This is a genomic window from Kitasatospora sp. NPDC023120, from assembly GCF_055560835.1.
The window spans coordinates 152539-168448 of sequence record NZ_JBVHHY010000017.1 but is presented as its reverse complement, the minus strand read 5'-3'; the positions used below and the strand labels follow the sequence as shown (position 1 = coordinate 168448).

General features: G+C 72.5%; 13 protein-coding genes and 1 riboswitch. Of the genes, 7 read left to right on the top strand and 6 right to left on the bottom strand.

Annotated elements, in window-relative coordinates; all coding sequences use genetic code 11:
- Window positions 1–30: 30 nt before the first annotated feature.
- The gene (locus tag ACZ3TI_RS25075) at window positions 31–819 is read left to right on the top strand and encodes a histidine phosphatase family protein (protein WP_465729763.1); all 789 of its coding nucleotides are present in this window, start codon (window positions 31–33) and stop codon (window positions 817–819) included.
- 7 nt (window positions 820–826) lie between these two features.
- Here ACZ3TI_RS25075 and ACZ3TI_RS25070 read toward each other — a convergent pair whose 3' ends face one another.
- From ACZ3TI_RS25070 to ACZ3TI_RS25060, 3 genes are all read right to left on the bottom strand, one after another.
- Window positions 827–949 carry a hypothetical protein gene (locus tag ACZ3TI_RS25070; RefSeq protein WP_465729761.1) on the bottom strand — a complete coding sequence of 41 codons (123 nt, stop codon included), beginning with the start codon at window positions 947–949 and terminating at the stop codon, window positions 827–829.
- Window positions 950–953: 4 nt separating this feature from the next.
- Entirely contained in the window at window positions 954–1910 is a 957-nt protein-coding gene (locus ACZ3TI_RS25065; protein WP_465729759.1) for a helix-turn-helix domain-containing protein, read from the bottom strand.
- 69 nt (window positions 1911–1979) lie between these two features.
- Window positions 1980–2201 (bottom strand): hypothetical protein, encoded by a 222-nt coding sequence (locus ACZ3TI_RS25060; RefSeq protein ID WP_465729757.1) that lies wholly within the window; start codon window positions 2199–2201, stop codon window positions 1980–1982.
- A gap of 104 nt (window positions 2202–2305) precedes the next feature.
- Here ACZ3TI_RS25060 and ACZ3TI_RS25055 point away from each other — a divergent pair, with 104 nt between their 5' ends.
- Entirely contained in the window at window positions 2306–2800 is a 495-nt protein-coding gene (locus ACZ3TI_RS25055; RefSeq protein WP_465729755.1) for a GNAT family N-acetyltransferase, read from the top strand.
- A 27-nt stretch (window positions 2801–2827) separates the two neighbouring features.
- On the opposite strand, the gene ACZ3TI_RS25050 is transcribed toward ACZ3TI_RS25055, so the two are convergent.
- From ACZ3TI_RS25050 to ACZ3TI_RS25040, 3 genes are all read right to left on the bottom strand, one after another.
- The gene (locus ACZ3TI_RS25050) at window positions 2828–4513 is read right to left on the bottom strand and encodes an ArnT family glycosyltransferase (protein ID WP_465729753.1); all 1686 of its coding nucleotides are present in this window, start codon (window positions 4511–4513) and stop codon (window positions 2828–2830) included.
- Between the two features lie 129 nt (window positions 4514–4642).
- Window positions 4643–5842, bottom strand: a complete 1200-nt coding sequence (locus tag ACZ3TI_RS25045; protein ID WP_465729751.1) for a LamG domain-containing protein — start codon at window positions 5840–5842, stop codon at window positions 4643–4645.
- A gap of 274 nt (window positions 5843–6116) precedes the next feature.
- Window positions 6117–7343: a ricin-type beta-trefoil lectin domain protein gene (locus tag ACZ3TI_RS25040; RefSeq protein WP_465729749.1), complete on the bottom strand. Its 1227-nt coding sequence runs from the start codon at window positions 7341–7343 to the stop codon at window positions 6117–6119.
- Window positions 7344–7777: 434 nt separating this feature from the next.
- Between ACZ3TI_RS25040 and ACZ3TI_RS25035 the strand changes: the two genes are divergently transcribed.
- The 5 genes from ACZ3TI_RS25035 to ACZ3TI_RS25015 all read left to right on the top strand — a co-directional run bounded on the left by ACZ3TI_RS25035 (window position 7778) and on the right by ACZ3TI_RS25015 (window position 15886).
- Window positions 7778–9196, top strand: a complete 1419-nt coding sequence (locus ACZ3TI_RS25035) for a glycosyltransferase family 2 protein (protein ID WP_465729841.1) — start codon at window positions 7778–7780, stop codon at window positions 9194–9196.
- A gap of 5 nt (window positions 9197–9201) precedes the next feature.
- A complete protein-coding gene (locus ACZ3TI_RS25030) occupies window positions 9202–10305 on the top strand; it encodes a glycoside hydrolase family 26 protein (RefSeq protein WP_465729747.1) in 1104 nt (367 codons plus the stop codon).
- On the top strand, window positions 10302–12077 hold the full coding sequence (locus tag ACZ3TI_RS25025) for a glycosyltransferase family 39 protein (protein WP_465729745.1): 1776 nt from the start codon (window positions 10302–10304) through the stop codon (window positions 12075–12077). Before ACZ3TI_RS25030 ends, ACZ3TI_RS25025 begins: the two co-directional genes overlap by 4 nt.
- 73 nt (window positions 12078–12150) lie before the next feature.
- Window positions 12151–12282, top strand: a riboswitch (cobalamin riboswitch).
- Between the two features lie 191 nt (window positions 12283–12473).
- Window positions 12474–14873: a ribonucleoside-diphosphate reductase subunit alpha gene (locus ACZ3TI_RS25020; protein ID WP_465729839.1), complete on the top strand. Its 2400-nt coding sequence runs from the start codon at window positions 12474–12476 to the stop codon at window positions 14871–14873.
- Between the two features lie 17 nt (window positions 14874–14890).
- Complete coding sequence (locus ACZ3TI_RS25015) at window positions 14891–15886, top strand: ribonucleotide-diphosphate reductase subunit beta (protein ID WP_402219409.1); 996 nt, start codon at window positions 14891–14893, stop codon at window positions 15884–15886.
- Window positions 15887–15910 lie beyond the last annotated feature (24 nt).

Sequence of the window (15910 nt, the reverse complement as noted above, 5' to 3'; positions counted from 1 at the left end):
AACCTGATCGACCACGGGGAGCTCGCGGCCATGGCAGAACTCGGTACCACCCTCAACGGCAAGCACCAGCCCACCCTGAACCCGCTCGGCGCCAACGGCTCGCCGCCGGCCACCCGGCTGCCGTCCGTGCTGATCGCCACCCGGCACGGCGAGTCCACCGCCAACGTCGAGTTCCAGCTGGCCGAGGCCACCGGCGCGCTCAGCGTCCCGATCAGCTGCCGCGACGCCGACATCCCGCTGTCGCTGCACGGCCGGCAGCAGGCGCAGGCGCTCGGCCGCTGGTGGGCCGCCCTGCCCAGCACCGACCGCCCGCGCAGCGTCTGGTGCTCACCGTACGTGCGCACCGCCGAGACCGCCCGGATCGCGCTCGCCCGGGCCGCCGGGCTCGGCGCCGTCCCGGTCTCGCTGGCCGTCCGCTACGACGAGCGGCTGCGCGACCGCGAGCTCGGCATCCTGGAGATGCTGCCCAAGGCCGCCATCGAGGCCAAGTACCCGGAGGAGGCGGCCCGGCGGCGCAAGATGGGCGAGCTGTACTACCGCCCGCCCGGCGGCGAGTCCTGGGCCGACGTCGCGCTGCGGGTGCGCAGCCTGCTGCGGGACGTCTGCGAGGAGGAGGCCGGCCGGCCCGTCCTGCTGGTCGCGCACGACTGCACGGTGCTGATGCTGCGCTACGCGCTGGACCGGCTCACCGAGGACCGGCTCACCGCTCTCGGACCGGTGCACAACTGCTCCACCAGTATGTGGCGGGCCCGGGAGGGGCGGCTGCGCCCGGACGGCTGGAACGGCGTCGACCACCTGACGGCCCCGGACACCGACTGACGAATCGTCACTTCGGCGCCCGGTCCTGGCCCTGGTCGTGGTCCTGGTCCTGGTCCTGGTCGTGGTCCTGGCCCTGGCCCCGGTTCGGCACCGGCGCGGTTTCAGCACCGGCTCGGTTCAGCACCGGCACCGGCTCAGTTCAGTACCGGGTCGGCGAAGCAGCGCCGGTAGGTCAGCGGCGTGGTGCCCAGCCGGCGGCCGAAGTGGTGCCGCAGGGCGGCCGCGTTGCCGAAGCCGCAGCGGGCGGCGATCGCGTCCACCGACTCGGTGGTGGACTCCAGCATCCGCTGGGCGAGCAGCACCCGCTGCCCGACCAGCCAGCGGTGCGGGGTGGTGCCGGTCTCCTGCTGGAAGCGGCGGGCGAAGGTGCGCGGCGACATGTGCGCCCGGGCGGCCAGCTGCTCGACGGTGGCCTCCTCGTCCAGGTGGTGACGCATCCAGTCGAGCAGCGGGGCCAGCGATTCGCCGTCACCCTCGGGCAGCGGACGGTTCACGAACTGGGCCTGCCCGCCCTCCCGGTGCGGTGCCACCACCATCCGGCGGGCGATCTCCCGCGCCACCTCGGCGCCCTGGACCTTGCGCACCAGGTGCAGGCAGGCGTCGATGCCGGCCGCCGTCCCGGCGGAGGTGATCACCGGGTCGTCGTCCACGTACAGCACGTCCTGCTCGACGGTGGTCAGCGGGAAGCGCGCGGCCAGCGCATCGCCGTGCCGCCAGTGGGTCGCGGCGCGGCGGCCGTCCAGCAGCCCGGCGGCGCCCAGCACGAAGGCGCCGCTGCAGATGGAGAGCACCCGTCCGCCGTCCGCGACCACCCCGCGCAGCGCCTCCAGCAGCGGCTCGGGGTAGTCGGGCCGGATCGTCGCCGCGGTGACCACCGCGAGGTCGGCCCCGGCCAGCCGCTCGGGACCGTACGGGACGTCCACCGCGAAGCCGGAGTGGGTGGCGTGCGGCCCCGGGCGGGCGCCGGCGACCGCGAAGTCGTAGCCGGGCAGCCCCTCGGCGGTGCGGTCGAGCCCGAACACCTCGCAGGCGACGCCCAGTTCGAAGGGATGCACCTTCTCCAGCACCACCGCGACCACGTTCTTCAGCATGCCGTCCAGGATGCCCCGCCCGTCCGCGTCGACGTAAGCCCCGGGGTGGCAGGATTTCGAGGCAATCGGTCATTCCTGCCACTCGTGGCCGCCGTCCCGCCCGGCCACAGTGGAGCCATGGACAGCGACACCCTCGCCAGCGCACTCGCCCTGGCCGGAGCCGTCGGCGGCTCCGGCCTGCTCGGCGTCCTGATCGGCCGCGAGGTCGACCGCGGCCCGGCGGCCGGCCGCGACAACTACCACCGCCCGGGCGGCTACCCGGCCGACCCCGCCCACCCCGACCGGCTGCACGGCACCGCGCCCGCCGCCCCGGCCGCCCTCCCGACCCGTTCGACCCGTTCGACCCGTTCGACCCCGGAGCTTCCCGCTCCGCACGGCTCCGGCACACTGGCCGCATGGACTACCTCATCCGCCGGGCCCTCCCGGAGGACCTCGAAGACGCCGGCCGCATCACCGTCGATGCCTTCGTCGGCGGGGGCTTCACCTCCCCCGGGAGCAGCTACGTCGAGCTCCTGCGCGACACCGATCGCCGGGCCCGGGAGGCCGAGCTCCTGGTCGCGGTCGACCCGGCCGGAGGGCGGGTCCTCGGCTGCGTGACCTTCGCGGTCGGCGGCACCGAGTGGGCGGACATCGCCACCCGGCAGGAGGGCGAGATCCGGATGCTCGCCACCGACCCCGCCGCCCGCGGCCGCGGCGTGGGCGAGGCCCTGGTCCGCGCCTCCCTCGCCCGCACCCGCGAACTCGGCCTCGCCGGCATGGCCTTCTCCACTCGCCCCGAGATGACCGCCGCCCACCGCGTCTACGAACGCGTCGGCTTCCGCCGCACCCCCGACCGCGACTGGTCGCCCTACCCGGGGATGGACCTGATGGTCTACACCCTGGCGTTCTGAGCGCCCGTCACGCCCCCTCGGCGCCCGTCACGGCTTCTTGTCGTACCCGGGCGCCACGTAGACGGTGTACCGGCCGTGCTCGCCGCTCTTCACGACGGTGGCCACCCGGTACCCGGCGGCCTTCAGCGTCGGCTGGATCGCCTTGTCGGTGGCCGCGGTCTGGGTGAAGTCCAGGACCACGACCTTCCACTCGTGCGCCTGGATCCCGGCCTGGATCGCGGGCACGCCGTTCTGCATCTGCCCGGTGGCCGGGTCACGGCGGAAGACCGCCACCAGGTCGTGCCACTGCTGCCAGTTGCTCTGCTTGCGCAGGTAGTACGCGGGGACGTTGTAGTTCTCGACCAGGTACTTGTCCTCGCCCTTGACGACGTACGGCTCCAGCGCGGCGACGAACTCCTCGGAGTTCGACCACTCCCCGTACATCTCCCGGCCCTGGGCCGCGCCCACCCAGGCCAGCGGGCCGACCACCAGCGCGGCTGCGGCGACCCCGGCCACCAGGTGCAGGCGCCCCTTCAGCCACAGCACCGCACGGGCCAGCACCAGGCCCACCACGATGCAGGAGAACCAGGCTCCGAAGTCGACGTGCTTCTGCAGCGACAGCCAGGTGTGGATGCGGATCTGGTTCACCGGCGCCATCAACCCGGCGAGCAGCAGCAGCACGGCCAGCCAGAACTCGGGCCACGCCGCACCGCCTCCGCGGCGCGCCCGCACCAGCTGCGCCAGCACGCCGATCAGCGCCACCACCAGCAGCGGGCCCACCCAGCGGGCGGCCTCCGAGGCCACGTAGGAGTACGAGTCGTGGCCCGGGGCGCGCTGGAGCGTGGTGTGGTTGAAGCCGTTGACGTAGCGCTCGCCGGCCGCCAGGGCCGCCGCGCCGACCGCCACCACGAAGGTGAGCAGGACGAGCAGTCCGCGCCGCCAGGCTTCCCAGGAGCGGAGCGATCCGCGCGGCCCGGCCAGCACGGCGATGCCCGCCACCACCGGCACCCACAGCAGCGCGGCGTACTTGGTGGCGCCCGCCAGCGCCAGCAGCAGACCGGAGGCGACCAGGCTCGGGTACCCGCCGCCGGTGGTCATCCGCACCGCGAAGTACCCGGCCCAAGCGAGGATCGCCAGCGCCATCGCGTCGTAGGTGGCCAGGCCGCCCAGGAACTGGGTGGGGCCGAGCGCGACGAAGGCGGCCGCCGCGCAGAAGGCCGCGAGCGAGCCGTGCAGCCGCCGGGTCGCCAGGTGGACGGCCACGGTGGCGGAGAGCATGAACGCCAGGCTCAGCAGCCGGGCGCCGTTCAGCCCGCCGAGGAAGTCCGCGACGGCCACCACGACCGGGTAGATCAGCGGGGAGCCGGAGAAGAAGGTCTCGTACGTCGACACCGGCGTGCCGTGCCGCAGGTGCGCGATCTCCTGGTAGCCCGCGTAGATGTAGGTGCCCTCGTCGATGAAGGCGGTGTTGCTGAGGATCAGGTGGTACGAGAGCGCCCCCTGGACCAGCAGCACGGCCAGCAGCGGCAGCCAGTCGGCGCGCAGCGCCGGCCGGGCCGGGTGCGGCACCCGGGGCGGCCCGGGCTTGCGGCGGCGCCGGTCGGCCGCGTACTGCCGGGCCGGCCCGGCGGCCGCGCGGTCGCGCTCGCCGAGGCCCACCCCACCCCGCCTGGCCCCGCCCAGGACGGGCTTGCGGGTGGACTCGGGCCGGATCCAGCGGCCGTCCGCGCTCATCAGTACTGCTCCTCATCTGGGACTTCACGCCCGGACGCGTCCTGGCGGACGCAGGCTCCGGGACGCGCTTCGGCCGCCGCCCCACTGCCGGGGACGGCGGCCGGACGTTCACAAAGGCCTACGGCGGGCTCAGCCGCCGCTGAGCCAGGCGCCCGTCGGCGGGACGGACGGCGGCGAGCTCGGACCGGCCACGATCTTGACGATGTCGGCCTCGGGCAGCACCTGGCCCCAGACCTGGATGTCGGCGACCGCGCCGTGCCAGGGGTCGGCCCACTGCGAGTTGGAGCTCAGCCGCCCCACCTGCAGGGAGTTGGTGCCGCTCGGCTGCACCCCGGCCGACTTGGCCGAGGACTGCGGAGCGCCGTTGACGTACAGGGTGAGCTGGCCCGACGGATCGTCGTACACCCCGGTCAGCAGCACCCACTGGTTGACCGTCGCGTCGCCCTTGGACCAGGCGATCGCCGAACCGCCGCCCGGCACCTGGACCTTGAAGTACCACTGGTCGTGACCGTTGTTGTTGGCCCGGCCCAGCGAGTACGAGTAGTACTGGCCGTCACCCTGGCTGATCGCGCTGCGGTTGCCGTTGGGCAGGTCGACCAGCACCCGGGCGGAGACCGTGAAGCTCTTGCTCACGTCGACCACCGAGGCCGAGGTCGAGGCGAAGGAGTCCTGGCCGCTGGGCAGCTTGAGGACCTGTCCGGAGAACCCGGCCATCGTCCCCGGCTTGGCGTCGGCGCCCAGGTTGAGCGCCGTCGGGCCCGTCTTGGCCGGCAGGCTGCCGACGGTCGGCGGGCTGTCGATGCCCTTGACCGGCGGAGCGCTCGACGAGGTCGACGGGCCGGTCGAGCCGGACGCCGTCGGACTGGCCGAACTCGTGCTCTGCGCGGTCTTCGTGTCGTCCTTGGACTTGCGCTGGAGGAACCAGTAGCCGCCACCGGCCGCGGCCACGACGACGACCGCGGCCGTCAGCGCGCCGATCAGCTTGAGCCGGCGGCCGCGCTTGGCGGCCTGCTCGTTCCGCTCGGCCAGCGCCTCCCAGTCCGGCGTGCCGGATGAGGCGGCCGGCGGCGAGAAGCCGCCCTGCTGCTGCCACGGCACCGAGGGCTGCGGCGGCTGTGCCGCGGGCGGGAAGGCCTGCGGGCCGGGCTGCGGGCCGGGCTGCGGCTGGCCGGCCTGCGGCACGGGCGGCTGGGGCTGGACGGCCTGCGGCGGCTGGGGCACGGGCTGCTGCTGGACGGGCTGCGCCTGCTGCGGCGCCACCGGGCCGGGCTGTACCGGCCCCGGCATCGGCACCGGCGGCACGGGCTGCGGCACCGGATGCGGCGTCATCTGCTGGGGATGCTGCGCAGGCGCACCGGGCGGCGGCCCGTAGCCGGACGCGGGGCCGAAGGCACCGCTCGGAGACTGCGGTGGCACACCGGTGGCCGGAGCGGCCCCCCCGGCCGGTGCCTGCTGCGGTGGCGTGGGCGGCTGGCCCGGCTCGCCACTCGGTACCGGTCGATCGCTCATGGCCGGAATGCTAGGGCATCCGCCCCGACACGCCCATGGGGGGTGCGCGGACGAAACGTCAATGCTGCCGCGATTCCGGTTGTGAGGCGCCGCGTCACGCGACCCCGTTGTACGGCAGCTTCCAGCGCTGCGAGACCGCGTCCGCGCACGGCCGCAGGAGCACCGCCGTACCGTCCGCGAGGGCACCGCCCGCGGTGCCCAGGCACAGCCCCGAGTCCGGGTGCCGCAGCCGCTGCCCCGAGGTGGGCGTCCAGCGCTGCGCGGAGCCGCCGGTGCAATCGGCCAGGGTGACCGACGAGCGGTCGGAACTCGGCGCCAGGCAGGCCGCTCCCCCGCGCAGCGAGCCGTCGTTGCCGACCGTCCAGCCGGTCGAGACGCCCGGGTCGCCGCAGGTCCCGACGGTCACCGGGGTGCCCGCGAGCCCGCCGCCGCCGTGCCGCAGGCAGATCCCGGGCGCCCCCGCCGGGACCTCCCCGGCCGGCAGACCGACCCGGTTGTGGAAGGCGAAGGACTCGCTGCGCAGGCCGGTGCCTCCGCTCCACACCTCGAAGCCCGCCTGCACCCGGCACAGGTAGGAGCCCTTGGGGACGTACCCGCGCGCCATCGCGTCGGCGGTGAACAGCCGCAGGTTGAGGCCGCGGGTGGTGTGGGTCGGTTCTGTGCGCACGTAGCTGATCACGCTGTGCGGGCCGGTGATCGGGGCCTGGTAGACGTGGTAGCTCGCGTCCCCGAACCGCTGGGAGTCCGCAACCTTGTCCCCGGCCGGGCGCACGTTGTCGGTGGCGTCCAGCCAGACCATCAGCTCGGCGCTCTCCCCCGGCAGGCAGTTGTCCGGGCTGGAGCCGTACCAGAGGTCGAAGGAGAGGTTGAAGGAGCCGCTCACCCGCCCGTTGGCGTCCCAGTCCGCGGTCGCGTCGCCGAGCGCGCTGACCGGGACGGGCAGTCCGCTCGCGCCCGGGGCTGTGGAGACGTTGGGGTAGGCGCCCGGGGCGAGCGGGTTCTTCGGGACGAAGTCGCGGATCTGACCGACCGTGAACCCGCTGTCCCCGACCGGGTCCACGCAGACCGTGCCCGCGGTGTTCCACGGGTTCGGTTCGAGGATCTTCGACCCACCGTCCATCGCCAGCTTGGGGAAGGGCTCCTGGGCGGTCGAGCAGAGGCCCGGACCGGCCGCCACCGTCGTCGCCGCGGCGGTCGGCGGCTGCTCCACCGCCCGGACCTCGCCGCTGCAGCCGGCCAGCAGCGCCGCGACCGTGCCGAGCACGGCCACCGCCCTCAGCCCCCGCGCGACGCGCCCGACCGCGCCGTCCTCGATGCTCATCACTCTTCCCCGAACCGTCCTGACCGCTGGGCGGACACCGTACACAAGTGCTCCACCCGCACTTCCGTTCACATCACGATCGGAACTCGATATCGGTTCCGGATGGCTGACGGAAGAGGGGGGAGCGAACTGACCGCAACCGGTCCCGTACGATCCTGGCGTCCCCCCGCAACCCGACCGACAACGGCCGCCACGCGGGGACGGTTCAGACTCAATACGGTTTCGGGGGAGTAGAGCACGTGACTGTCACCGAGGGCACGCGACTCGCGGGCAGCGGTCCAGCGCCCGTCTCACGACGCCGGAGCCGACGGGACCCGGCCGCCCGCAACCAGTGGGGCCTGCTCCCCCAACCACCGGACAACACCGAGAAGTACCTGTACGCGCGCACCAACCTCTGGGTGCTGACCTGCTTCTCCCTCATCAGCTTCGGCTGCATGGTGGCCAGCGAGATCGGCCTGCTGAGCGCGACGCCGTGGTTCTTCGTGTTCGTCCCGCCGCTCGCCTTCACGATCGTCTACTACCTGATCTCCCGGTGGGTGCACGGCTTCAACCAGACCTTCGACCTCGCCGCGCACCGCGCCCTGGTCAAGGGCTGGCGGCCCGAGCGCTATCCGACCGTCGACATCTTCCTGCCCGTCGCCGGCGAGCCGATCGAGGTGCTGCACAACACCTGGACGCACGTCGCCCGACTGCGCGACCAGTACCCGGGCGAGGTCACCCCGTACGTCCTGGACGACAGCAACAGCCCGCAGCTCGCGCAGATGGCGGTCGACTTCGAGTTCGTCTACGGCACCCGCAACAAGCTCGGCTGGTTCAAGAAGGCCGGCAACCTGCAGTTCGGCTTCCGCAATTCCGACAGCGACTACATCCTCATCCTGGACGCCGACTTCGCGCCCCGGCCGGACCTGCTGAACGAGATGCTCCCGTACCTGGAGGCCGACCCCCGCCTCGGCATCGTCCAGTCCCCGCAGTTCTTCCGCATCCTGGACTCGCAGAACTGGATCGAACGCGGCGCCGGCGCCGTCCAGGAGCTGTTCTACCGGACCGTCCAGGTCTCCCGGCAGAGCAACGACGGCGCCATCTGCGTCGGCAGCTGCGCGATCTACCGGCGCGAAGCGCTGGAGGAGAACGGCGGCACCACCCTGATCGGCCACTCCGAGGACGTACACACCGGCTTCGACCTGCGCCGCCTCGGCTGGGACCTGCAGTACATACCCATCGCGCTGGCCACCGGCGTCTGCCCCGACAACGTCGGCGGCTTCTTCAACCAGCAGTACCGCTGGTGCACCGGATCGATGAGCCTGCTCGGCAGCAAGAAGTTCTGGCAGACGAAGCTGCGACCGATCACCCGCGCCTGTTACCTGTCGGGGTTCTTCTACTACATCCACACGGCGCTGTTCACCGTCGTCTCACCACTCATCCCGATCGTCCTGCTGCTCGCCCGGCCCGACCTGATCCGCTGGCAGAACACCGCGCTGGTCCTGCCCGGGCTGCTCTACGCGACGGTGATCTTTCCGCTCTGGCACCGCAACCCCTACCGGCTGGAAGCCTGGGCCGCCCGCATGATGTACGGCTGGGCGCACGTCTTCGCCATCTGGGACATCGTGCGCCGCAACCGGATGGCCTGGCAGCCGACCGGCTCCAGCGGCGCCAAGAAGAACAAGACCCGCCGGTTCTGGATCGGCGTCATCGCCTGGGGCGGCGGGACGGCCCTGCTCTGGGTGCTGCTGAGCATCTGGCGGATGCTCACCATGGGCCCGCTGAACTTCGCCCTCGTGCTCGCCTCCGGCCTGTTCTACGCCACCATCGTGGGCCGGGTCCTCGTCCAGCCCCGCCCCACGGAAGCAGTGTGATCGCCATGACCGCCCACCCCCGACGGGCCACCCGGCTCCGTCGCCGGCTGGCGCTCCCGCTCCTGACCGTCGGCCTGCTGCTCGCCACTGCCTGCGGCCCCGAGGACCCGGGCTTCGCGATGCAGGAGGGCCTCGCCCAGCCCGCCTCGGCCGCCACCACCGCCACCCCGGGCGCCGCGACCCCTTCTCCCGGCACCGGCACCGCGGCCCCCTCCGCGGCCGCCAAGCCCAAGGCCCTGCCGGCCGGCGTCCCGTACGACGTCACGCCGCTGCTCAAGCCGAGCCACAAGTACCTCGGCGCCGCCCTCCAGGACGTCCCCGGCTCGATGGACGCGCTGGCGCCCTACAGCGGCGCGATCGGCAAGCAGCCCAACGTCCTGGAGTACTACTCCCATTGGAAGGGCGGCTTCGACACCGCCGGGGTGCGCCGGATCTACGAAGCCGGCGCGCTGCCCTACATGGCCTGGGAGCCGTACGACCACTCGCTCGCCTCGATCGCGGCCGGGGACACCGACGACTACGTGCGAGGCGTCGCCAAGGCCGTCGCCAAGCTCAACCTGCCGATCGCCGTCAGCATCGCCCACGAGATGAACGGCGACTGGTACCCGTGGGGCCGCCAGGCCTCCGGCCCGGAGGAGTTCGTCGCCGCCTGGCGCCACGTCCACGACCTCTTCGACCAGGCCGGCGCCACCAACGTGATCTGGGTCTGGAGCCCCAACATCACCGACCCCGCGCCCAACACCCGCCTGGCGCCGTACTACCCCGGCGACACCTACGTCGACTGGGCCGGCATGACCGGCTACTTCACCCGCACCGGGCCGAAGACCTTCGAGACCCTGTACGGGCCGACCATGGCCGAGATCCGCACCTTCTCCAAGAAGCCCTTCTTCATCAGCGAGACCGCCTCCGAGCAGGGCAAGCGCCAACGCGCGGACATCGACCAGCTGTTCTCCGGGCTGGAGGCCCACGACGACGTCGTCGGCTTCGTCTGGTTCAACATCGTCAAGCGGGCGGACTGGCGGGTCGAGGCCGTCCCGGACACCCTCGCCGCCTTCAAGCAGCGCGTGTCCGACCCCCGCTACGGCTTCGACATCCGGAACCCCCGATGAGCACTGACTCCGAGTTCAACCCGTTCGCCCCCCTCCCCCGCCGCCGCGGGCCGAAGGGCGAAACCCCGCCCGGCAACACACCGTCCGGCGAAACCCCGCCCGGCGACACCCGGCCCAGCGGCACCGCGCGCGGTCGCGATGCCCGCGGCCGCTCCGCCGAGCCCGAGCCGGCGGTCCCCGAGTTCCGCGCCGACACGGCCGTGGCCGTCGCCGTCGACAACCCCGACGGCATCGAGCTGGCCCCGTACACCATCCCGCAGGTCCCCGCGATCGGCTGGGACCCGGGCACCAGCCCCCGCCGCCGCTGGATCGCCCGCGGCCTGCTCGGCGCCGTCCTGGCCGTCCAGGCCGCGCTCTCGCTGCGCCTGCTCGCCGCCGCACACCCCGACGAGGCCGCCGCCATGGTGGCCGGCCGCCAGCAGCTCGCCCACCTGCTGCACGGCACCCCGGTCACCACCGACCTGGTCGACCGGATCAACGGCTCGCCCTGGCTCTATCCGCCGCTGGCCGGCGCCGCCGCCGACGCCAACGGCATCTGGGGCATCCGGCTGCTCAGCCTGGGCTTCGCGCTGGTCACCACGGTGCTGCTGTACTCGCTGACCCGGCGGCTGTTCAACGAGCGGGTCGCCATCTGCGCGATAGCCGTCTACGCCGTGCTGCAGTCCACCGTCGTGGTCGGCTTCTACGCCGCCCCCGAGTCCCTCGCCGTGCTGCTGGTCGCCCTCGCGGCCTGGGCCACGGTGTTCACCGCCCGGCGCCATCCGGCGCTGGTCCTGACGGCCGCCCCGGCCGCCGCGCTGGCCTGCGCCGTCGCCTACTCAGCGGCCCTCGCGGTCCCCGCCCTGGTCGCCCTCGCGCTGGCCACCGCCCGTCCGCACCGCCGACCCGGTCCGGCCGCCCTGCGCGCACTGCTGCTGGCCGCGGGCACCGCCGTCCTGCTGCTGCCGTACGGCACGCTCGGCAAGGTCGCCGAGTGGTCGCCCTCGCACGGCAACGCCCCCGGCTCGGCCGGCTCCATCCTGCTCTCCACCCTCCAGTGGGCCGGCCTGTTCACCGTCCTCGCGGTGGCCGGCACGGTCGCCTACGCCCGCCACGAGCAGATGAACGAGCACGACGCGCCGGAGAAGGAGTCCGTCCCCTCCACCCGGGGCCAGCGTGCCCTGCTCGGCACCGTGCTGACCGCCACCGCCCTGCTCGTCCCGGCCGCCCACCTGTGGACCGGCACCTCGGGAGCGCTGTTCCGCCACCTCGGGTACGGGATGCTGCTCGCCGCCCCGCTCGCCGGGGTCGGCCTGACCCGGCTGGTCGGCGCCCACTTCCGCCACCCCCAGCTCGGCATCCTGGTCTGGGTCGCGCTGCTCGCCCTCGGCCTGGAGCAGTCCGCCCTGCGCTACCAGAACGGGCCCGACTCCGGCCGGCTGCTGGCCGTCCTGCGGGTGCACGCGGTGCCGCAGGGCCGCTACCTCACCGAGGTCGACGGACTCGCCGAGTACTACCTCGGCGCGGTCAGCAGACCCGAGCAGTGGGTCTCCGCGCGCACCGGCACGGACTACCGCGACGCCGCCGGCGTACAGCACCACGGGGACGACGGGAGCGTCGCCGCGATCCGCGACGGCTGGTTCACCATGGTCGTCCTCGACAGCACCGCGCCGCGCGCCACCGACCGGGCCCTGAGCGCCGCTCTGGCGGTAGGCGGACAGTACCGGCTGGTCGCCCAATTCACCTCGCCGACCGGCGATTCGAGCACGTACAAGGTCTATCTCAAGCACTGACGGCCCACCCGGCCCGCCCGCACCGGCGACACGACAGCCACAACATATGGTGCCGCCGCAGTCCGGCGCCACTACATGTATGCTCACTCCTGCTGTCGATGCAGGGGAACCCGGTGGGAATCCGGGACTGCCCCGCAGCGGTGTGCGGGCGGCTGGAGCAGCCGTCCCCGCGAGTCCGAGTACCTGCCGGCGGCGTGCGCCACGGCCCTCCCGCAGAGGCCGCGCCAGCACCAGTAGTACCCCTCCGGGCCTCGCGGGCGGGCCGGGGAGACACCTCGCGCGACGCCGTTTGCGTTCGTGCCGTGCTCCCCTGCCCCGATCGGCCCGGCGGCCCCCGATCACCGCCGCCGATCGCCGCCAGGAGAGAGCGCCTTGACCACCGCTGCCTCAGCCACCCTGCCCGCCCAGGGCTCCGGTACCGCCTTCACCGACCCGACGGTCTCCGACCCCGGCGGCTCCCTGCTGCGGCTGCTCACCGACCGCAGTGCCGACCTCCCCGAGGTCGACCCCGGCCATGTCGCCGCCGCCGCGCTGCGCGGCCGCCACGCCGGCTCGGACTTCGCCGAGCTGCGCGGGCTGGCCGTGGACGCCGCCGCGTCGATGATCGCCGAGGACCCCCAGTACTCGAAGCTGGCCGCCCGGCTGCTCGCCCTGGAGATCGTCGACGAGGCGAACAGCCAGGGCGCCACGTCCTTCTCCGCCTCGATCGCCGTCGGCCACGCCGAGGGCCTGATCGGCGACACCACCGCGGCCTTCGTCGCCAAGCACGCCGCCGCCCTGGACGCCCTGATCGACGCCGCGGGCGACGACCGCTTCGAGTACTTCGGCCTGCGCACCGTGCAGTCCCGCTACCTGCTGCGCCACCCGATCACCCGCAAGGTGGTCGAGACCCCGCAGCACTTCCTGCTCCGCGTCGCCTGTGGCCTGGCGGTCGGCGACAGCGAGCAGTCGGTGCGCGAGGTCGCCGAGCTGTACGGCCTGATGAGCCGTCTGGAGTACCTGACCTCCTCTCCGACGCTCTTCAACTCCGGCACCCGGCACCCGCAGATGTCGAGCTGCTACCTGCTCGACTCGCCGTTGGACAACCTGGACTCGATCTACAACCGCTACGCGCAGATCGCCCGGCTGTCCAAGCACGCCGGCGGCATCGGCCTGTCCTACTCGCGCATCCGCTCGCGCGGCAGCCTGATCCGCGGCACCAACGGCAAGTCCAACGGCATCGTGCCGTTCCTGCGCACCCTCGACTCCTCGGTCGCCGCCGTCAACCAGGGCGGCCGCCGCAAGGGCGCCGCCTGCGTCTACCTGGAGACCTGGCACGCCGACATCGAGGAGTTCCTCGAGCTGCGCGACAACACCGGCGAGGAGGCCCGCCGCACCCACAACCTCAACCTGGCGCACTGGATCCCGGACGAGTTCATGCGCCGGGTCAACGCCAACGAGGACTGGTCGCTGTTCTCCCCGGCGGACGTGCCCGAGCTGGTCGACCTGTGGGGCGCCGACTTCGACGAGGCGTACCGCAAGGCCGAGCTGGCCGGCAAGGCCGTCCGCACGATCCCCGCGCAGACCCTGTACGCCCGCATGATGCGCACCCTGGCGCAGACCGGCAACGGCTGGATGACCTTCAAGGACGCCTCCAACCGCGCCGCCAACCAGACCGCGCTGCCGGGCCGCACGGTGCACTCCTCCAACCTGTGCACCGAGATCCTGGAGGTCACGGACGACTCCGAGACCGCGGTCTGCAACCTGGGGTCGGTCAACCTCGGTGCGCACGTCGCCGCAGGCGCCTCGACCGACGACCTGCTGGGCGCGATGGACTGGGAGCGGCTGGACGCCACCGTGCGTACCGCCGTCACCTTCCTCGACCGCGTGGTGGACATCAACTTCTACCCGACCACCGAGGCCGGCACCTCCAACTCCCGGTGGCGCCCGGTGGGCCTCGGCGTGATGGGCCTGCAGGACGTCTTCTTCAAGCTGCGGATCGACTTCGACTCGGCCGAGGCGAAGCAGCTGTCCACCCTGATCGCCGAGCGCATCATGCTCACCGCCTACGAGCGCTCCGCCGACCTGGCCGAGCAGCTGGGCCGCCACGAGGCGTACGGCGAGACCCGCGCCGCCCGCGGCGAGCTGCACATCGACCACTTCCCGTCCGCCGCCCCGCAGTGGGCCGACCGCTGGACCGCGCTGCGCGCCCGCATCGCCGAGACCGGCCTGCGCAACTCGCTGCTGCTGGCCATCGCGCCGACCGCGACCATCGCGTCCATCGCCGGCGTGTACGAGTGCATCGAGCCGCAGGTGTCCAACCTGTTCAAGCGCGAGACGCTGAGCGGCGAGTTCCTGCAGGTCAACCCGTACCTGGTGCGCGAGCTCAAGGAGCTCGGCGTCTGGGACCAGCAGACCCGCGACTCGCTGCGCGACGCCAACGGCTCGGTGCAGGAGCTCAGCTGGCTGCCGGCCGAGGTCCGTTCGCTGTACCGGACGGCCTGGGAGCTGCCGCAGCGCGCGCTGATCGACCTGGCCGCGGCGCGCATGCCGTACCTGGACCAGAGCCAGTCGCTGAACCTCTTCATGGCGGCGCCGACCATCGGCAAGCTCAGCTCGATGTACGCCTACGCGTGGAAGGTCGGTCTGAAGACCACCTACTACCTGCGTTCGCGCCCGGCCACCCGGATCGCCCAGGCCGCGTCGGGCACCGCCCGCACCGCCGTGCCGGTTCCCGCCCCCACCATGACCCAGGCCGAACAGGACGCCATCGCCTGCTCCCTGGAGAACCCCGAGTCCTGCGAGGCCTGCCAGTGAGCACCGAAGACCGCAAGATGCTGCTCGACCCCGGCTTCGAGCTGACCCTGCGCCCGATGCGCTACCCGTCGTTCTACGACCGGTACCGGGACGCGATCAAGAACACCTGGACCGTGGAGGAGGTGGACCTGCACTCCGACGTCGCCGACCTCGCCAAGCTGAGCGAGGGCGAGCGGCACATGATCGGCCGGCTGGTCGCCTTCTTCGCGACCGGCGACTCGATCGTCGCGAACAACGTGGTGCTGAGCCTCTACAAGCACATCAACTCGCCCGAGGCGCGGCTGTACCTCTCGCGGCAGCTGTTCGAAGAGGCCGTCCACGTGCAGTTCTACCTGACGCTGCTGGACACCTACCTGCCCGACCCGGAGGACCGCGCGGCCGCGTTCGCCGCGGTGGAGAACATCCCCTCCATCGCGCAGAAGGCCAAGTTCTGCTTCAAGTACATGAACGCGGTCGACCACATCGACTCGCTGCAGACGAAGGAGGACAGGCGGGCGTTCCTGCTCAACCTGATCTGCTTCGCGGCGTGCGTCGAGGGCCTGTTCTTCTACGGCGCGTTCGCGTACGTGTACTGGTTCCGGAGCCGGGGCCTGCTGCACGGCCTGGCCACGGGCACCAACTGGGTGTTCCGCGACGAGTCCATGCACATGGACTTCGCGTTCTCCGTGGTGGACACCGTCCGCGAGGAGGAGCCCGACCTCTTCGACGACGAGATGGCCAAGCAGGTCACGGAGATGCTGGAGGAGGCCGTCGAGGCCGAGCTCCAGTTCGCCCAGGACCTGTGCGGTGACGGCCTGCCCGGCATGAACACCGCCTCGATGCGCGAGTACCTGCAGGCTGTGGCGGACCAGCGCCTGGCCCGCCTGGGCCTGCCGATCCGGTACGGCTCGGCGAACCCGTTCGGGTTCATGGAGCTGCAGAACGTCCAGGAGCTGACCAACTTCTTCGAGCGCCGGGTGTCGGCGTACCAGGTGGCGGTCGAGGGTTCGGTCTCCTTCGACGACGACTTCTAAGAGTCGGATACGACGAGAGCGGTG